Source organism: Paenibacillus sp. J31TS4 (assembly GCF_018403265.1).
GTDB lineage: Bacteria > Bacillota > Bacilli > Paenibacillales > NBRC-103111 > J31TS4.
The window spans coordinates 57,146-74,128 of the sequence record NZ_BOSI01000002.1 but is presented as its reverse complement, the minus strand read 5'-3'; the positions used below and the strand labels follow the sequence as shown (position 1 = coordinate 74,128).

22 protein-coding genes are annotated in these 16,983 nt (G+C 40.9%); 3 read left to right on the top strand and 19 right to left on the bottom strand.

Annotated features, from left to right (window positions below; all coding sequences use genetic code 11):
- Positions 1 to 23: 23 nt before the first annotated feature.
- Complete coding sequence (locus tag KJS47_RS11220) at positions 24 to 539, bottom strand: nucleotidyltransferase domain-containing protein (RefSeq protein WP_213525151.1); 516 nt, start codon at positions 537 to 539, stop codon at positions 24 to 26.
- A gap of 162 nt (positions 540 to 701) precedes the next feature.
- Between KJS47_RS11220 and KJS47_RS11215 the strand changes: the two genes are divergently transcribed.
- The 3 genes from KJS47_RS11215 to KJS47_RS11205 are packed head-to-tail and all read left to right on the top strand — an operon-like array spanning position 702 to position 3,041.
- Positions 702 to 1,082, top strand: coding sequence for a BlaI/MecI/CopY family transcriptional regulator (locus KJS47_RS11215; protein ID WP_213525150.1), 381 nt, complete (start codon positions 702 to 704; stop codon positions 1,080 to 1,082).
- Complete coding sequence (locus KJS47_RS11210) at positions 1,079 to 2,431, top strand: M56 family metallopeptidase (RefSeq protein ID WP_213525149.1); 1,353 nt, start codon at positions 1,079 to 1,081, stop codon at positions 2,429 to 2,431. The genes KJS47_RS11215 and KJS47_RS11210 overlap by 4 nt, the downstream gene beginning before the upstream one ends.
- Before the next feature lie 25 nt (positions 2,432 to 2,456).
- Positions 2,457 to 3,041, top strand: a complete 585-nt coding sequence (locus KJS47_RS11205; RefSeq protein WP_213525148.1) for a copper amine oxidase N-terminal domain-containing protein — start codon at positions 2,457 to 2,459, stop codon at positions 3,039 to 3,041.
- 233 nt (positions 3,042 to 3,274) lie between these two features.
- Here the strand turns inward: KJS47_RS11205 and KJS47_RS11200 are convergent, their stop codons facing one another.
- The 18 genes from KJS47_RS11200 to KJS47_RS11115 all read right to left on the bottom strand — a co-directional run bounded on the left by KJS47_RS11200 (position 3,275) and on the right by KJS47_RS11115 (position 16,916).
- Positions 3,275 to 3,661, bottom strand: a complete 387-nt coding sequence (locus KJS47_RS11200; RefSeq protein ID WP_213525147.1) for a hypothetical protein — start codon at positions 3,659 to 3,661, stop codon at positions 3,275 to 3,277.
- Positions 3,662 to 3,699: 38 nt separating this feature from the next.
- Positions 3,700 to 5,256, bottom strand: coding sequence for a recombinase family protein (locus KJS47_RS11195; protein ID WP_213525146.1), 1,557 nt, complete (start codon positions 5,254 to 5,256; stop codon positions 3,700 to 3,702).
- A gap of 74 nt (positions 5,257 to 5,330) precedes the next feature.
- Positions 5,331 to 5,738 (bottom strand): recombinase family protein, encoded by a 408-nt coding sequence (locus KJS47_RS11190; RefSeq protein ID WP_213525145.1) that lies wholly within the window; start codon positions 5,736 to 5,738, stop codon positions 5,331 to 5,333.
- A 203-nt stretch (positions 5,739 to 5,941) separates the two neighbouring features.
- Positions 5,942 to 6,178, bottom strand: a complete 237-nt coding sequence (locus KJS47_RS11185; protein ID WP_213525144.1) for a hypothetical protein — start codon at positions 6,176 to 6,178, stop codon at positions 5,942 to 5,944.
- Positions 6,179 to 6,192: 14 nt separating this feature from the next.
- Positions 6,193 to 7,611 carry a phage/plasmid replication protein, II/X family gene (locus KJS47_RS11180; protein ID WP_213525143.1) on the bottom strand — a complete coding sequence of 473 codons (1,419 nt, stop codon included), beginning with the start codon at positions 7,609 to 7,611 and terminating at the stop codon, positions 6,193 to 6,195.
- A 467-nt stretch (positions 7,612 to 8,078) separates the two neighbouring features.
- The gene (locus tag KJS47_RS11175) at positions 8,079 to 8,249 is read right to left on the bottom strand and encodes an IDEAL domain-containing protein (protein ID WP_213525142.1); all 171 of its coding nucleotides are present in this window, start codon (positions 8,247 to 8,249) and stop codon (positions 8,079 to 8,081) included.
- A 16-nt stretch (positions 8,250 to 8,265) separates the two neighbouring features.
- A complete protein-coding gene (locus tag KJS47_RS11170; protein ID WP_213525141.1) occupies positions 8,266 to 8,595 on the bottom strand; it encodes a GIY-YIG nuclease family protein in 330 nt (109 codons plus the stop codon).
- Between the two features lie 18 nt (positions 8,596 to 8,613).
- Complete coding sequence (locus KJS47_RS11165) at positions 8,614 to 9,429, bottom strand: recombinase family protein (protein ID WP_213525140.1); 816 nt, start codon at positions 9,427 to 9,429, stop codon at positions 8,614 to 8,616.
- Positions 9,430 to 9,639: 210 nt separating this feature from the next.
- Positions 9,640 to 10,152: an HGGxSTG domain-containing protein gene (locus KJS47_RS11160; protein WP_213525139.1), complete on the bottom strand. Its 513-nt coding sequence runs from the start codon at positions 10,150 to 10,152 to the stop codon at positions 9,640 to 9,642.
- Between the two features lie 110 nt (positions 10,153 to 10,262).
- Positions 10,263 to 10,448, bottom strand: coding sequence for a hypothetical protein (locus KJS47_RS11155; RefSeq protein WP_213525138.1), 186 nt, complete (start codon positions 10,446 to 10,448; stop codon positions 10,263 to 10,265).
- A 123-nt stretch (positions 10,449 to 10,571) separates the two neighbouring features.
- Entirely contained in the window at positions 10,572 to 10,724 is a 153-nt protein-coding gene (locus KJS47_RS11150; protein WP_213525137.1) for a hypothetical protein, read from the bottom strand.
- Between the two features lie 4 nt (positions 10,725 to 10,728).
- Positions 10,729 to 10,905 (bottom strand): hypothetical protein, encoded by a 177-nt coding sequence (locus tag KJS47_RS11145; RefSeq protein ID WP_213525136.1) that lies wholly within the window; start codon positions 10,903 to 10,905, stop codon positions 10,729 to 10,731.
- Positions 10,898 to 11,386, bottom strand: a complete 489-nt coding sequence (locus KJS47_RS11140) for a hypothetical protein (protein ID WP_213525135.1) — start codon at positions 11,384 to 11,386, stop codon at positions 10,898 to 10,900. The genes KJS47_RS11145 and KJS47_RS11140 overlap by 8 nt, the downstream gene beginning before the upstream one ends.
- A gap of 260 nt (positions 11,387 to 11,646) precedes the next feature.
- Positions 11,647 to 14,133 (bottom strand): S8 family peptidase, encoded by a 2,487-nt coding sequence (locus KJS47_RS11135; protein WP_213525134.1) that lies wholly within the window; start codon positions 14,131 to 14,133, stop codon positions 11,647 to 11,649.
- A gap of 14 nt (positions 14,134 to 14,147) precedes the next feature.
- Complete coding sequence (locus KJS47_RS11130) at positions 14,148 to 15,101, bottom strand: AAA family ATPase (RefSeq protein ID WP_213525133.1); 954 nt, start codon at positions 15,099 to 15,101, stop codon at positions 14,148 to 14,150.
- Positions 15,102 to 15,488: 387 nt separating this feature from the next.
- Complete coding sequence (locus KJS47_RS11125) at positions 15,489 to 15,893, bottom strand: HIT family protein (RefSeq protein WP_213525132.1); 405 nt, start codon at positions 15,891 to 15,893, stop codon at positions 15,489 to 15,491.
- 39 nt (positions 15,894 to 15,932) lie between these two features.
- Entirely contained in the window at positions 15,933 to 16,289 is a 357-nt protein-coding gene (locus tag KJS47_RS11120) for a hypothetical protein (protein WP_213525131.1), read from the bottom strand.
- Between the two features lie 129 nt (positions 16,290 to 16,418).
- Positions 16,419 to 16,916, bottom strand: coding sequence for a 2,4'-dihydroxyacetophenone dioxygenase family protein (locus KJS47_RS11115; RefSeq protein WP_213525130.1), 498 nt, complete (start codon positions 16,914 to 16,916; stop codon positions 16,419 to 16,421).
- Positions 16,917 to 16,983 lie beyond the last annotated feature (67 nt).

Here is a 16,983-nt window from a genome sequence, read left to right as displayed (position 1 = left end):
AATTCTGGTTAGGTACAAGATCATCAACCTTCTGCAATGATTCTGGTGAGGATTTTCTTACTTTCGATATCTTTTGGCCGCAGCGTTCGACCTATTTGCTCGTATACTTCCTTTTCTTCAAGCAATTGATTTGGACTTAATACGAATGAAGATATTCCCTTCAGGGTGAAATGCTTCAAGGGAAGTGAATCTGCTCTCCACACCCATTCAGGTAATCCATTCGGAATGATATTTCCTTCACTCGATCGAGTTAAATAAAGAAATTGGATATCCACATTCCCTTTACGGAAATCCGTCTGCCTATCACTTACAGGCATCCATTCGAACTCTGCTTCTACAAGTGCCCGTTCCAGACTTTCTCGATACTGTACCCATGTAACTAAATCGAGGTCTCCATGCGGTCTGGTAATCTCTCCAAGTAGAAAGTCAATTGCCCACCCTCCACGCAACCAAAACTCCCCACCAATCGAAGAAAAGACTGCGGTAAGCTGACCAAGTACATTCAATTGGGATAGGGTTTGTTCATCAATAATCAGCATGTTTTATTTATTCGATGTAGGATTCTCCTATTCCTTGCTGTCTAACTAACGAAACCAAGCCAATGCTATCTGATGCAACAATCATGATTGACAACTGCGACAACTTGTCGTATATTCGATCTACGACAAGTTGTCGCAGTAATGATCAGAGGTGTGCGCCCAATGAGGAATTTAGGAAGACTGTCTGAAACAGAACTGGAAGTCATGGAGGTGATATGGGGATTAGCACCACCGGTAACAGTCAATCAGCTTCTAGATATTTTCGAAAGCAAGGATTGGAAAACTTCAACTTTATCGACCATATTGAAACGGTTGATCGAAAAAGGGTTTTTGACAAAATCCATGAGCGGCAAGGTGAACTATTACGATCCTGCTCTGACCTTCAGTGAGTACAAGAAGCACGAGACCAAGACTTTTCTTAGCCGCTTATACAATGGGAAAGTGAAAAATTTTATTGCTGCTCTGGTTGACGAGGATGAACTTAATCAGGATGACATTGCGGAGTTGAAAGAATGGTTTAAACGTGAGGAGGGCAAGAAATGATGGGGTTCTTCCTGTCCCTCCTCCTCGCTTCATTTGTTGGAACGTTCCTTTGGATGGTGCAAAGCTGTATAAGGCCGTTAACGCAAAAGATGTTTTCTCAAACATGGCATTATTATGCTGGCCTGATTCCCGTATTTTTTCTTCTCGGCGGTTCCGAACTCCTAAGCAGGCTGACCTCTTTTTACCATTCCGTCTTTCCAGACACAGGCACTATCTCACATTCTGGATCGGCTGCTGAACACTTGGTCCCCATCCCTTCCATGGCGGGAACGGCAATAAGCAGCTCGTTGTCTATGCGGGAACAGTTCGACTTTTTATTACGCTTGGATAACTTAAAGGAATTTGTTCTATTCGCAACTGTCATTTGGGCTGCTGGGGCCGCTGTCTTTCTTGTTATAAATATCAAAAAGTATTGGGCGTTTAAACGTTCTCTCTTACAGGAAAGCCAGATCAGCGATGCTGGACAATACCCTGTGAAAATCATCGTAAGTGCTGGCGCCACTACGCCATTGGTTATGGGAATATGGAAACCGGTTGTTATTCTGCCCGATACCCGATTTAGTGATAAAGAGCTTGCCATGATCCTATCCCACGAGCTGATTCATGTAAAACGCGGCGATTTGTTAGTGAAGCTGTTGGTTTTCCTAGCAAACGCGGTTCACTGGTTTAATCCGGCAGCCTATTCGCTCAATAAACAAATAAACACGCTCTGTGAACTTTCTTGTGATGAAAAGGTCGTTCAGGGAATGGACATGGAAAACCGGAGATTGTACGGGGAAACGTTGTTGTCCATGCTGGAATATGGCGTTATGCAGAGAAATGTGGTTTGCACCAGCGGGTTATGCAATCCAAAAAAATATATGAAAAGGAGACTTATCCATCTCATGAACGTGAAGAAAACAAATAAGGCTGTTCTTATGCTATCCCTTGCTGCAACCATCTCAATAGTTGGAATTGGAGGACTTGTTGCGTATGCTGCCGATTCAGCAATGCCGGTCAAAGCCGTGTCGCCCAAAGCAGTGCTAACCAACATTCCGACTGGGAAAGAACCTGCGGGACACAATGTTTACATTCAATCGGAGGACGGAACGGTCCTCTACTACGATAAGGATGGGAGTGTAACAGAGGTTCCCGAAATGAGAAAACGTTTATCCCCGCCGGAAAATAACGCTGAGGATGACTTGCGCCTGAAGCGCATAGAAAGTTTATCCACCGCGGAGCTTGTAGAGCTTACGAAAAAAGGAATCGAGCAAAATGCCGTACCTCAAGTCTACGTCGATGCACTGCCGCAAAAAGAATTAGACGCGATCAACAAGACATATGGCTGGGAACTTCAAAGATCAAAATAAATGAAAATCGCCGGAGCTGATAACTTTGTTGAAAAGGAAATGGAAGTTTATTTCTACGCTCAGCCTTCTTGTTGTCTTATCGACCGGAACGATGACGTATGCCGCTGAGGAACATTTCTGGTCGGATAGTTTCCCTCAACCTACTTGTTACACAAGCCGAGATGGGGGCGGGGAATTAGGAGTGGTGAGCGATGGCAAGAGAGCGACGCTGAATGTGCCCTCTTGCGAAGAAGCAAGGAAAACGATGGTCCTAGTCCATGTAAACGGAAAATACCTGCATACCGTATTCGGAACCGGAGCAGAGCCGTTTATCGAGAATGGTCGGACGATGATTCCGTTAAGGGCGCTTGCGGACGCATTCGGATTGGAAGTGAGCTGGGAACAAAGCGAACAAAAAGTCACGCTAAAAACGAACGACAAAACTATCGTTCTATCGATCGGAAAATCAGAAATGTTGGTGAACGGCGAAAGATTCTATTTAGAAGAAGCCGTACCCATGATCAAAAACGATCTGACTTTCTTGCCCGTCAGACAGCTTGCCGAACTTCTTGGCGTTAAAGTCGAGTGGGACGGGGATTCACGGACTGCGGCTTTTACTTATAAAGAGTAGATTTTTATGAATCTGTCGTTTTGGATTTTCGGTCGGTGTTACTTGTAGACGGCTCTCCGTTATGTATCTAAACAACAAAGTACGGTTTGACCACAAAATATATAAAGACAACGCCACTCCTGGCAATGGAGTGGTTTCTTTGCATAGAAATTCTCTCTTATCTTTTCCCACCTTTAATTTAATGTTATATCCCTCTTTTCTTTGCAAGGAAATCCAATGTTTAATGATGAATCTTAAAAGCCTATATCATATAACTTTACATTTGGGCTTTGAATTTTTATGTATGAACCAATGGGATATGGAGAACCTTCTGTTTCAATGGGTACTATACTTTGACCAAGACGCAGAACTGTGTATCCATCTTCATCCACAGATTCCAACATTCCATAAAGAGAAACCAATTTACCCATTACCTCAATCTTACATTGATTATTCTCAATTCTTGAAATATCTTCTCCCCACTTAAAGATTCCTTTAACATCAATTTCCACAAAATATTCTATATTGACTATTGGTCTTTTTCCAACATAAGTGGCAATACCATCACCATATGAAGAATTAAATCTTACAATGAACCCTTCATCAACTTCTCTTTTTATTATGTAAATGCAAACTTTCATGTGATATCACCTGTCTCCCATTAAATATTGCTGCTTACTTATGATACGGTTCTGCGCTCACAACTTGCTGGTACACATAAGTCGTCACCGATCCAAAGGGATATTCTATCCAGTTTCTTCCTGTCTGTTGAAACATGGACGGACTTAATTACAGATCGAATCAACACTTTCTTTTCCTGATCGTCCGCTACCTCAAATAATGAGTCAAAGTCCTTTAGTATTTCAACAACCATTTGTGAATTGATCTGGCTCCCATAATCTAATCTGGCTAATTTCCGTTCGGTCTTTACTAGAAGTTCATTTGCTTCGGCTAGTTGACTTTGTGCCTTGGTTATGAGCCGATTATAGTCATCGGAGTTTATCTCTCCGTTCAAATACCTTTCGTCTAACGAATCAATTTGTTTCATTTTGTTCTCTACCTGTAACTTCAATTCATTAAAACGCAGTTCTAATGGCAGCTTGTCCTGTGAAACATCTTCTTCTATCTTATTCAGTACTTCATCCACCAAATCCATACTGTTTACAGATTCCCTTAAAACATGCAAAACCTCTTGTTCAATCCAGTCAGCCCTAATTAAATTTGAGGAACATTCTGACTTACCTTTTTGGTGGTATGCCTGGCACATATAGTATCTTCGGTAATCGTTAGTCCCTCGAATCTTATTTTTGTGCATAACCATACCCGCACCACATTTCGGACACCTAACAACGCCAGCCAGAAAGTAGTTCCCGCTATGAGATTTGATTGCTGTAAAAGAGCTCTTATGCAAATCGTTTATTGCTTGGACTTTCTCCCATAATTCTATTGAAATAATTGCTGGATGCTTACCGTTTCTTTCAGGCATTTCTTCAAGTGTGCCCTTTCTTCTTTTAAGGTTCCAGTCCTCCTTTTTACCCCAAGTGTTCACTCCCGCGTACTCTTTATTGTGTAAGATCAATCTAACGGCACAGATACCAAAGTTGTTTCCCCGCTTGGTTTTATAACCATATGAATTAAGACTATTAACAATTGTTTTATAGCCCATGCCTTCAGCACGCATCTCAAATATCTTTTTTACTATCTCGCTCTCCTGCTCATTAATAACTAATTGTTTGTTCACTATATCGTAGCCCAGTAATGTACCTCCGTTAAACTCACCGTTACTGGCTCTTTTCTTCATTCCTGACTTTACTCTATTGATGGTTACATTCCGCTCATACTCGGCAAATGTCCCCTGCAAACTGATAAACATTTTTCCTTCTGTGGTTGAAGAGTCAATCCCGCACGTACTTACTAACAGCCGCATCTTCCTTGGATGCAACTCATTATCTATCAATGTCAAAATGTCCTTGTTGTTTCTTGAAAGCCTATCTAACCGCCATACAACAATAGCTTGAAACCTATTTTGTGCCATGTCAGAAAATAGACGTTGCACTTCGGGGCGGTTAAAGTCTTTACCTGAATATCCACCATCACAATAAACATCAAAAACGGTAAGACCGATTGATGCAACATACCGACGAAGTTCTTCTTCTTGTGCCTCTAGTGAGCAGCCAGCGTTTTTCTGCTCCTCAGTACTGACTCTAATGTAAATTGCTACTTTGTCCTTATTCATAATTTACACCTCAATTCTGTCTATAAGAAAAACGGCAAGTGCTTAATCCTCATGCACTTACCGTTCTGCACAAATTAGCTCCCCGTAATCCCCTGTTCATACTCAGCAAATATTCCCTGTAGTGCGACGAACATCCTACCCTCTGGGGTTGATGACTCTATATCGCATGAGCTGATTAGAAGTTTTATTTTTCTTGGTTCTAATTCATTATCAATTAGAGTTAGGATATCCCGACAACTTCTTGACAACCTATCTAATCGCCATACAACTATATATTGAAACTTGCCTTCCTTCATATCCGCAAAAAGACGTCGAATTTCCGGTCGCTTGAAGTCATTTCCCGAATATCCACTATCACTGTATACATCAAACACGGAAAGTTCCTTTGAAGCAATAAACCTCTGTATTTGCTCTTCTTGTTTCTTCAACGCACACCCAGTATTAGCTCTAATATAAATTGCTGCTTTGTGCTGCTTCCCCATGTTTTTCCTCCCCTTTTCTGCTAGAAACAGGTAAGCGCTAATATCCAATGCGCCTACCTATTCCTGAACAGTTCACTATTTTGATTTCTGATAGGCATACTTTCTGATTAATTCAGCGAGAACTCTAACAACTTCCGTTCTCTTGACATTCTCTGCTGATGGCTTGATTATTTGAGTATCAACTTTAATCATGGTGCCACCTCTCAGCTAAAATGACGGTCAAGAATGCAACGTCTAACATGGTACAACTCTTGCTCAGCCTTAGCCTTATGTTCGTCTAACAGATTAACAACATCCGCCACATCACAGAGCTCAAGTTTTACGCCGCCAATCTTTGGATTGAATCTCACTAAATGCCCTATTGCAGCATCTAACGCTTGAATCCTTTGCTTCAAGTACTCTTCCCTCACATAATGCCCTTTGACTTGGTGCTTCTTCATTGATTTTTCCTCCCTCATGATATTTGCTTGCAATAGACATATATCAAAGGAGGCAATTTTTTTAAGGGGAAAACAAAAAAAGTTGAATTTTTTTGCTGGACTCTTGAAGAAGGCCTACTCCAAAGAGCACCTATCATTTTTCTCAACTCAAATAACCCAGTCATTCTTTGCTGGTTTAATCGTTTGCGTACTCCTGTATTGTTGCGAAGTATACGATATTTTCCAAAATCTGCACAACTCTTAGTCTTTTGATCTAATACCTCGCAACCGTTATAAACCGTTTCTAGCGGCGAATCACAGTATTCCTCGGTCATACTTGTTGAAAGGGTAAGCTTCTCCATAATCTCGGGTGCTACGACAGTCATACGCCGAGCATCTTGTCGTACAGGTGCAAAATCCTCAGGAACTAGACTATTAGACTCGTCGGTTCCATGCCAGCAGCACCCTGCTTCCTTCAAATATCGTATGTGCTCATGGAAAGTCGATGAACTCATGCCTGACTTGACTTCGCTTTCGCCACATAATTTTAGTTCCATCCATGTAGTGAAAAGGTTTCTTGCCCGTCTCGGTGTAAAAAATTCTGCAAGACGTGCTTTTACATTTTGAATGCTGTTCACTGTTTTTGCTTTCGCTTCACCTATTCGGAAAAACGATGCTACTTCCTTATCGTATACGCTATTCAAGTAGTCCTCGGTTATGTCCTTTACCAATGGCTTGCTCCCAAAGTCATAAACCAATTTGTCACGTCTAATGCTTGCCTCTACACGTATGGTCTTGTCCGCAATCCGCTGTAGTTCCTTAATGTAATCAAATGCCATTACCTCGCTCAACCGTTTAGCATCATGCTTTTGAAATTCGTCACCTTTGTAATAGGCTTTCAAGCATACAAAACTACCAGGAACATGAATACTACTTTTCCCATAGCGATTAATTGTTCGATTGCGATATGTCTCACCTAGCTGCAAACCTTGAAACCATGCTTTACATGCCTCGGGGGATGACAGTTGAAATATTTCCGCTGTATCTACCTGTCCCACTTCCCAATCATCAGCTAGAGGTAACTCCTCGCCCAAACATTCGCTTATGTAATTTACTAAATACCGACAGCAAGCTACAAAGTCACTACTTCCGCCATATACGTTATGTCCAAGCATCACTTTATGTACACTGCATTCAACAACCAGATAGGGTTCACATGGCACCGATACATTTTTTCCCTGCTCAGCATCGCGGATTGGCTTATCACGTTTAACAACCAAAGAAATTCGGGCATCATATGAGCCTAACAGGTAAGACTCTGTAAATTCCTGCTCCAATTCGCCGCTTCGCGCATCGAGCGTCAATTTGCGCTTACTACCGTGTAGACGCTCGGCCGCCTCTACAACATGCTCAGTTACTGGTGGGGAAATTAGCTTCACTGTATCAATTGCCATGGTCGTCTGTTTCCTTTCTGTATGTGTACATTTGTCTAACAGGATAAATCTGCACCTTGCTGTAAGTTAGATTGCAATATTAGTTACCTACCACTTGTAAAAATCGTAGTAATCTGTGGTGTTACTATACAAATTCCTTTGTCCTCGTTCTTCCGAGGTTCTATGTAGACGCAAAAAAGCACCTGAAATCACTGGTTAAAGTGTTCTCAAGTGCTTGAAGATTTTCTAAGTTTGGCGTTAAAAGTTTATCAAGTTCTGGGGGAGCCCCAATTGAAATCTTATGTTGTGACGTTATTATGACATCTGGTTGGACTAGAGTCAATAGTCAATCATAGAAAACAACTTGCTACCAACGAAATTCCACTCTCTCACCGCTTGCTATCCTATTGCGGTGTAATTTACGGTAATACCCATTGAAAACGTCATCTCGCCCGGTTCTCGTTGGTCTCTGACTTGTTCCTGCTATGCTAGTCGAGTACGCCTAATTCACGGCGTGCTTGGATTTCCAGTTCACGCAACCACTTTTGCTTTTTGACTAGTTCCTCAAACCATTCCTTGTCCTTCAAAGCTAAAGCCATGTCAATCATTTCGTCGTAGTCCTCTGAACACATCATCATTGCTTCTTTAAATTCGCCCATCGTTCTACTCCCCTTATCAGTAATTGTATCTAAAGGTATTCAACTTTGGGTTCAACTCCCGAATATATTTTCGCTCTATTACATCCAACTCCTCTACATACCGAACACCTACAAACAGTACCTCCCCTTGATGCCCTTTCAATTTGTTACAGTACAAATGGTCATCCAGTCGGCCTTTCAAATCTATGCTACAACCTACATATAGGCACTGGAAGTTCTGGTCAAACATAGCATAAACGCCACGTTTGCCGCGCTGTTCCTTGCAATACGCCTTCACTGCTGGTTTATCATAACTAGGCACTAAACCAAAGTCATCAAACAATTCATGAAACTGAATGCTGTCCATTGAAAATTCTCCTTTCGGTCAAGCAGATTTATTCTGGTAGTTACGTTTCAACAAAGCCTGTACCTTGCCGAAAGTGATCGGATTTATGAGGGCTTCATGCTGCCCCTTAGTTACTACGTTGGAATGAATGACCTCACCCACGTAAAAACGGTTTTTCAGTATCTTACTAATTGCCGCAATTGAAAACTCTTTGCCCTGCTGCGTCCTATATCCCTTTGCGTCTAAATACCTCTTCAACATGGTTAAAGACTTGAACTGTAAGTAGCAGTTAAAAATATCCTGTACTATATGGGCTTGCGTCTCGTCTACAATCACAATTGGTTTATCTACTCCGTCATGCTTCCATTTGTAGCCGATCGCCGCATTGCCGCACGCCTTGACCCCACTTTTCGCCTTCTGCTTCCGTCCTCTAGCCAGTTTCAAATTTATGCTCATACGTTCGTACTGGTCTAAAAGCTCCATCATCCCGTTAATTAGAAAGTCGTTGGGGTCTTTTGTGTAGACGCTATATGTCGGCTGTTCGATGCTAGCTACATCAGCTTTCAGTTTTTCTAGCTGTCTTTTCACTAGAACCTTGACCGTATCACTACGCCATAGGCGGCTAGTATTCATAACCACAACTCGTTTCACTTCGCCAAAGTTGGCGATCAGCTCCGTCAAACCGTCCCGTTCTATTTCCGTCCCGCTTATGCCGAGGTCATAGAAGATTTTTACTAATTCTAAGCCGTTCTGTTTGCAGTACTCCTTAATGGCTTGTTCCTGTACTGCGTGACCGTATCCCTTTTCAGCCTGTGTTTCAGTTAAAACCCGAACGTAGCCGAATACTTTTTCCATTTTCCTCACCCTTTACCGTTTGTTGTAATTTAACTGTACGATCCGATCCGGTTAGCTGTAAACTCCTATGTATAAGAGTTTAATAAAAACACCCAAAAAGCCTTTCGTATCAATGGTTTGCGTATGCTTGTTCCCTATACGTGCCCATCCAGTCTTTCTAAGAGGAAGTTAAAAAGGAGGAAACAAGCCTTCCCCCGCCTGTTGCCCCCTCTATTCTTTGCGTTCCTTCTCTGCTCTATCTTTCCGTGCCTGAGCAAGTATTTCAACCAGCCTATCTAAAGACCCATCATTCTTACTTTTGTTCATCTCTAGCAGCCTACTGCTCTCCCTTACAAGGCTCACCATATTTGTTTCAATTTTCGTTATCCCTTCCTCAATAGCTCGGATTACAGCAGGATTCGGCTTTTTCTTCTGTTGCTCTTGATTTATACGTTGCATCATGCGCCGTATGCGTATTTCTGATAACTTGAACCTGTTTCCAACCTGTGCTGTCGGGTCAGTTGATACCTGATCGAACAGTTCCTGTTCCTCATTCGTCAGCGTGTCCGCCCATATCGCTTCATACAGTCCATGCTTCAAAGCGTTTTTATTCCCTTTCAGTTTGCTGGGGTCTTTGGGTCCCGTTGATTTCCCCCCATGAAACCTACAGCGCCCGTTTGCTAGAGCCGCTTTCTTACAGGGTTCGCCGCTTTTAGTTTTCGCCCCGCACAGCTTTCTCTCCATTCTTTCACCGCCTAACCTCATATCATGGGGTTCGTTTTCTTTGCCCCGGGGGTGAATACGCTCCCCCGTGCGCTCATTATTTAGTGATGTTCGTCTCATAATCATTTGTTTCAGTTACTCGTAGCTATTTCTTGCTGTGCCTTTACTTTCCTGAATGCTTCGAACTCTTCACCCAGTCCTGCGGCATTGATGTAATCTATATAGTCGTCTAACAGGTATGCTGTTTTTAAATTGATGTCTGTTTGCAAGCTTAGTTGCTCCCATAGGAACTTTTCATGTTCTGTCATCTCGTCCATCTTTGTTATATCCTCCTGTAACCATGAAGTTTGGTTTATATCGTGTTTCAGTGTTAGGGGGCTAGAAGATACGGTGCATGTAATCCGCAACACGTCTCTGCCCCCTTCTCGTTGGTGATCGTATTACAACATTACTTCCTTTGCCTTACGTTCCCAATACTTCTGCCTATACTCCTTTTCCTTCTGTTTGTTTTCTGGCTTCTGCCGCCACTTCCTTTTGTACTCCCGTTCATGCTTGCGGCGTGCTTCCAGTGCTTCGTGGCTTAATTGTGCCATATAACTAATCCTCCACTATTTCAATTACTTCGTCTTCGTCCACTATCTCAATGACAAACTCATCTTCAGCCTTTACTCCAGTTATTTCGTGACCATTCAGATAATGGGGCTTCTTTGTGCCGTATTTCCGTCTAAGGTGTTTTGCCGTTGGTTCAAGTTCTCTAGGTAGCTTTTTATTCAACTCCGTTCCCCTCCAGTTCTGCCAGCTTCGCCATCTCGTAAGCTAGAATCCGTTCTGTTTCCTTCACTCGTTCATCTGCTCGCTGAACCATTGCCGCCGCTTCTTCCCTTGCTTCCTCCAGTTCCTGCTGTTGACGGGCTAACACAGCTTGATTGTGCTGTACAGTTCCCCTCAATGCAGATGCTTCACGCTGTAAATCCTCAATGTTACGAAGTGCTTCCAGTCTTGGGTGTCCGTCCTTCTGATCGGCTAGTATTTCAAACTGTTCAGCTTGATCTAACAACTGCCGCATTTCTGTCCCTACCTGTGAATCTGTCCTCCCCGACCGTTTCAACTCTGCGGCCTGCTCCCTCAAGTCCCTAGCCCGCTTGCAATAGTCCCGAATCTCATCCATAAGCTGTTCATAGTCTGCTTGTGCCTTGGCGATCGAACGCACCGTTTCCTCTACTGCTTCCGCTACTACCTGTTCACTCTTTGCCATTGTCTTTTCATCTCCTTAGTGTTTTCTGTACGCAAAAAAGGCTCACTCCATTTTCAACAAGTGGAATAAGCCTTCAAAGTGGTTGGTCAAGTTTATAAAATCAAGGTTGTAAAGTGTGTACGTTGTAATGTGTACAGTGTACGATCCCGCTTTAAAAAAGTAAACCCGTTATTTATAAAGCAGTATTCCTTAGCTTCTTCGAACTCCCCTGTAACCTTGAAAGTCTGAGAGAAAGTAGTTTTGGCGTGACACCGTGCGATTTAGATACTATTAGTTATATCAATTTCAGTACTATTCATAAGTTCTATTTGCGTTGAAATAGGAGTATATAAATCAATATTTTGATCAGGTGTTTGTAGTGACACTACTAATGAATATCTAACGTTTTTATCCCAACGTCCTAGCCAGTTTCTCTCTCTCCACCAACCTACTGCTGGATAAATACCAATCAAATTACTAGAGGCCAATTCTGCGGCAGTCCCGCTCCAGACATCAGAATGAATTGAACCCAAGTGTCTATTCTGAGGACCAATTAACCAATTGGCTCCTCCATATCCCTCAAAATCATCATCTTCGGAGTCAATCGCAGCATTGACCCTTCTTAGAAAAGCTTCTCTTGAGTCTAAACCGTTTACATCGAATCTTAATGCACAAGATGCATATCTATATCTATCTTTCCATCCTACTTCACCTGGGCCTGGTTCGATAAAATAGGATAGAGTAACTCTCATAGAAACTTTTGTTTCACCCAACTCTAAAAGAACACCCATTGGCCATGGAATTTCGTGAATATGCATATCTTTGGTTACATATCTTCCATTATCAAGTTTAGTATAAGGCTGTAATTCCGATTGAATGACCATATTCACACTATTCTTAACACACCACAACGCTCTTTCCAAGTTTGGAACGCCATAACCACATATCCGTAATAGCTCCTTAATGTCTCCTTTCTTTGTTCCGCTCAAGAACTGCTCTTTCATAGTATCAGTCCATTCTGCTGAATGAACTAACAAAGCTCGAACTGTTTCTGGCCAAGCATTGGGGTATTGAGCTTGTATTTGCCCTGCCATCCATGAAGCACTTGCAGTTGCTGCACTAGTAGCCCAAATAGTATCGAATTGCCTGTTCACAGGTTTATGGAAAGTTGTTAAAATGGAAAGATCTTCGCTTTGAAAACACCCATACTCTTCCTTGAGAACATTTCCACCTTCTAGGACAATTTCTGGTTTTATTGGCCATTTGTTATCCCAAATATATGAGGTAGAACTGTAAGGAGATAAACCTCCAGTCGGTGCAACTGTCTTATGATTCTGATATTTCTCCTTGTCAAGTAACACCTTTTCTGTATATGCGCCTACTGTCAAGGCGTTCCATGATTGTGCAGGATTTTCTACTGGACGTAGCTTGTTAATGGTAGGATATTGTTTCCAATCCTCTGGATCACTCACATTCCCAGCAGAGATGATTAATAATTTCTTTTGATCATCTAAAACACCAGAGGTAAGTTCATCTATAGCCGCAGACCAAGATGAAGGGCTTCCATCGCCTTTGGTATATTTGGGTGCAGTAATAGCCATGCAAATGATTCTTTTTCTTTCAGGACTATTTATTATTACCCGACTTAGTGATTGAGATGTTATTGCCCCGTACAACTTAGGATCGTTCTCTCCATTTGGTGGTAGTATTTTTATGGATTCTAACCTGTGTACTAGATTAACATCTTGTTTTCCCTCTAAGAGTGCTTGTAAATCACCATATGCAACTAGCCCAGACATCGCAGTTCCATGTCCTACATCGTCTGATGTTCCCCATTCAGTATCATAGCTATAGCAATCCTCATCATTAAGTATCGGCTTTAATAACATATGGCCATTTGCAACACCTGTATCAAGAATACAGACACTAACAAGTGAATTCTCATCCACAGTTACTCTATCTAGTAATTCTCTTGCCCAATCCGTTTGTTCTTTGTTCTCTAAATCAACAAAGAAGCTTGTCAGTTCTGCAGCTCTTCTTATTTCAGCAATATGGGGGCTTGATGCTATTAATTCTTCAAGTTGTGACCTATTGGCAAAAGCCAAGATAACTATGCGTTCGGGAAACTTTAGAGTCTCTTGCTGTAACGGTATATTTAGACTTGCTGAAAGACTTCGGAACTCTTTTTCAATTTCAACATCATCACCATTTAACCAAATCTCGCACCACTTAGGATCTTCCTTTGGTATCCACATTGTATCGGTAGCTGACCAGAACGACTCAAGGACAGCTAAACGAATACTCCCTATATTAGCGACTAGGCTTTCATGTTTAGGTTTTCCCTTATCAGTGTTTTTTTCAACATATTCCTGAACTCTTTTCAAAAAATAATTTTCTTTTCCTTTAGGGATAAAAACTGTAGCCTTTCTTACAGCTTCACCCTCACTTTTTTCCATTCTGACATTCATTAACCTAATACCTGATCTACGGTTCTCTAAACTTTTTGTGGCAAGTTCATATTCGGGAGCACTATAGAATTCGAGGTAAACACCATTTTTTGTTGGTAATGAAACAGCAGTTCTTTTCTCATTAATTAATCGTGCTTCATTCCAGGCCTTTTCAAGTTGTTTTGTTATCTTTAAACCATGAGTAGTTCGGTCCTCGACCGGAACAATTGTAGGTTTCCTGCCACCTTGATTTTTAGAAGTATATGGATAAAATGACGCTCTATCAGTCAAGAAAAAGTTTTCTCGGTTATTACCGCTCATTTAACTTATTCACCTCATGTATATGCATCTTTTCTTTCCCGAAGCATTTTCACTAATTGTTCTGTCTCTACAAATTGTTTATCACTCAGAATTGTCTCTTTTATGGAATCATCACAAGCCTTAGATATCTCTGCCTGGCTAAGTGTTATTGCTTCGCTTACAACTCTGTTTAAATCTAGCTTCCTAGAGGAATACTCCGCCAACCTATTTTCTATAAGTCGTAGTATTTGTTCATTATCAGGTAGTTTGTAATGTAGTACATCATCAAATCTCCTGAATAAGGCTTGATCGAGCATTTTGGGGTTATTTGTAACAGCTATAATTAAACTGGATGAATCATCTTGTTCAATAAATTGCAGGAAAGAGTTGAGAACACGTCTCATTTCCCCTACGTCATTATCCATACTTCTTTCTGCCCCAATTGCATCAAATTCATCAAAAAGATACACGCCTTGAATTTCTCTTATTGTATCGAATATTTGACGAAGTTTTACGCTTGTTTCACCCATAAATTTTGTAATTAACTTATCAACCATTATCGTGCAAAATGGTAAATTAAGTTCCCCAGCTAACACCGCTGCAGTAAGGGTTTTCCCAGTTCCAGGTGGGCCTGCTATCAATAATTTCCGTCTATTAGTCAACCCATGCTTTTTTAATTTTTCTCGTTGAACACGTTCTTTAATTATGCGTTCAATTCGCTTCTTTATTTCATCAGTTACAACGAGATCTGTAAGCCTGTTATCTACCATGGTTGACATTATCATGTCACTGAGATCTTTGTTAAATGGAATTACTTTTGAAGTAATTTTCTTTGATTTATCAACAATATCTCGAATGTCTCTTGCAAATGATTTGTGTCCTTTTTGGGCTTCATAGGCCGCAACCTGTAATACAATTGTCTTAAAGCGTTCATCATCTTGGTCAAAATGCGACTGGATAAGCAGCTTTATTTGATCAGCTGTAGCCATAAAGTCTCACCCTTTTCTAGTTTTATTATATCCTAAATATTTCCGTTTGGGAAAAATATACTTATCTATAATCAAAAAGACCTATTTTCCGAACTCTTGTTTGCCCCATAAATTAAATCGTACCTTTAGTCAATTAATTTTTATTAAATGTTATCTAAGTACATTCGTTAAATATTATATTAATCCCTTTTTGATCTCAATGGCTAATTTAATCTGTCAATGTATCCTCTTTCTAATATAATCTCCTGTTTAATTTTGTGTACCATCACTTGTGGTACGGTTCACAGCAATGTATCTAACACAAAGTACGGTTTGACCACAAAGTTTCATCCGTTTAAAACAAAGCCACTCCTGCCAATGGAATGGTTTTTTTATAGAACTTCTCTTTTATTGTAATCCTGATAACAACTGGTCGAATTTCACACGCCATTCTTTGTGAGTTGTCCATTTAACATCCTGATTGTCGCCTGACTCCCTTGGGACAATATGAAAGTGCGTATGAAATACATCTTGTTGTGCTTCCTTTCCCGAACTATTAATTATTTGGATATTTTTTATACCTAATTTAGTGTTATACAAAGTAGCTATTCTTTTTACAACTGACATAACTTTAATCAATTCATCTTCAGGAGTATCAAAAATGTTCTCATAATGCTTCTTTGGAATAATTAGTGTATGATACTCGCTTACAGGATTAATATCCAAAAAGGCATAAACATCATCATTTTCATAAACTTTCCACGATTTTGCTTCCCCTTTGGCGATTTTACAAAAAATACAATCCTCCATCATCCGTTGCCCCTTTTAATCTGGAAGAAATCCCATGATTTATTATGCTTCGTCAATAAGCCAAGCGTAATGCCCTGCTTGTTCCCTGCTTATTCGTTTGAGAACAAAATCTTTTGCAATTACTTCAACATATACGTCATGACCATTTATTACATAATGGCAGTAGTTAAGGTGGTCTGTATGGCTATTGGGATACAGTTCCTTCTTTTTGTTATTCAATTCGCTAAGCCATACAGAGTTTTCAACTTTTAGGATATATGAGCGATGCTTGTATTCCTCAACCTTGTACTCTAAATATTCTGAGTGTATAGATTTTGTTGCCCAACAGTCCTCAAAGGTTATTTTCGCTATAAAGTCAGCAGGGGTAGAATCTTCGTTCCAGCATCCAAAATAAATCACACACTCACTTTCACAAACAGTAAGTATTGCATTCCCCTGTGGGTCTTGCCATACTTCAAGAGGTATTTGTATAGCCTTTTCAAGAGCCAGACGCGTTCCCTCCTTGTCAATGAAACTGCTATTTGATTTTCAATAAATAAGAGCATCCCTTGATTGGATCCCATTTTGCACGCAAAAGTCCCTATACTTTTTTAATACCGTATAGATATCATCTTGCCCGATGATTTGGTTCTTTTCATCAAAATATTGAAGCGAGCCACTTAAAATAAATAAGGTAACAACTTCTTCGTCTTCTGTTATAAGCGTATGGATGTCTCCAGGCGGTTCAAAAACAAACGTCCCTGGGGTAGCCACCCATGTACGTCCTTCATACTTCCATTTCCCCTGTATGTTGTAACCTATTACAGATCCGCCCGTATGCCTGTGCTTGCCTAATACTTGGTTGCTTTTGATTCTAAACAGATAAATCCAAGTACCCGTATTAAGGTCAAATCGGAGAGGCTTGAAAGAACAAGAATGATTTTCCGTGAAAGGAACCCATGGCAATTCTGCAATGTTTATTACTCTTTCTGGCAGTTGAAATTGTTCGGCAAGCTGTATGACAGACTCATGAATAAGATCGTTCATTTAGGACCACCTACATTCTCATTTCCTATTTTTCTTATTCGACGCTGTGTTTTCCTATTCCTTGCTG

What these genes read in the sequence shown, in the direction of transcription:
- KJS47_RS11220 (WP_213525151.1), bottom strand. Translation starts at nt 539, where the DNA reads ATGCTGATTATTGATGAACAAACCCTATCCCAATTGAATGTACTTGGT.
- KJS47_RS11215 (WP_213525150.1), top strand. Translation starts at nt 702, where the DNA reads ATGAGGAATTTAGGAAGACTGTCTGAAACAGAACTGGAAGTCATGGAG.
- KJS47_RS11210 (WP_213525149.1), top strand. Translation starts at nt 1,079, where the DNA reads ATGATGGGGTTCTTCCTGTCCCTCCTCCTCGCTTCATTTGTTGGAACG.
- KJS47_RS11200 (WP_213525147.1), bottom strand. Translation starts at nt 3,661, where the DNA reads ATGAAAGTTTGCATTTACATAATAAAAAGAGAAGTTGATGAAGGGTTC.
- KJS47_RS11195 (WP_213525146.1), bottom strand. Translation starts at nt 5,256, where the DNA reads ATGAATAAGGACAAAGTAGCAATTTACATTAGAGTCAGTACTGAGGAG.
- KJS47_RS11190 (WP_213525145.1), bottom strand. Translation starts at nt 5,738, where the DNA reads ATGGGGAAGCAGCACAAAGCAGCAATTTATATTAGAGCTAATACTGGG.
- KJS47_RS11185 (WP_213525144.1), bottom strand. Translation starts at nt 6,178, where the DNA reads ATGAAGAAGCACCAAGTCAAAGGGCATTATGTGAGGGAAGAGTACTTG.
- KJS47_RS11180 (WP_213525143.1), bottom strand. Translation starts at nt 7,611, where the DNA reads ATGGCAATTGATACAGTGAAGCTAATTTCCCCACCAGTAACTGAGCAT.
- KJS47_RS11175 (WP_213525142.1), bottom strand. Translation starts at nt 8,249, where the DNA reads ATGGGCGAATTTAAAGAAGCAATGATGATGTGTTCAGAGGACTACGAC.
- KJS47_RS11170 (WP_213525141.1), bottom strand. Translation starts at nt 8,595, where the DNA reads ATGGACAGCATTCAGTTTCATGAATTGTTTGATGACTTTGGTTTAGTG.
- KJS47_RS11165 (WP_213525140.1), bottom strand. Translation starts at nt 9,429, where the DNA reads ATGGAAAAAGTATTCGGCTACGTTCGGGTTTTAACTGAAACACAGGCT.
- KJS47_RS11160 (WP_213525139.1), bottom strand. Translation starts at nt 10,152, where the DNA reads ATGGAGAGAAAGCTGTGCGGGGCGAAAACTAAAAGCGGCGAACCCTGT.
- KJS47_RS11155 (WP_213525138.1), bottom strand. Translation starts at nt 10,448, where the DNA reads ATGGACGAGATGACAGAACATGAAAAGTTCCTATGGGAGCAACTAAGC.
- KJS47_RS11150 (WP_213525137.1), bottom strand. Translation starts at nt 10,724, where the DNA reads ATGGCACAATTAAGCCACGAAGCACTGGAAGCACGCCGCAAGCATGAA.
- KJS47_RS11140 (WP_213525135.1), bottom strand. Translation starts at nt 11,386, where the DNA reads ATGGCAAAGAGTGAACAGGTAGTAGCGGAAGCAGTAGAGGAAACGGTG.
- KJS47_RS11135 (WP_213525134.1), bottom strand. Translation starts at nt 14,133, where the DNA reads ATGAGCGGTAATAACCGAGAAAACTTTTTCTTGACTGATAGAGCGTCA.
- KJS47_RS11130 (WP_213525133.1), bottom strand. Translation starts at nt 15,101, where the DNA reads ATGGCTACAGCTGATCAAATAAAGCTGCTTATCCAGTCGCATTTTGAC.
- KJS47_RS11125 (WP_213525132.1), bottom strand. Translation starts at nt 15,893, where the DNA reads ATGATGGAGGATTGTATTTTTTGTAAAATCGCCAAAGGGGAAGCAAAA.
- KJS47_RS11115 (WP_213525130.1), bottom strand. Translation starts at nt 16,916, where the DNA reads ATGAACGATCTTATTCATGAGTCTGTCATACAGCTTGCCGAACAATTT.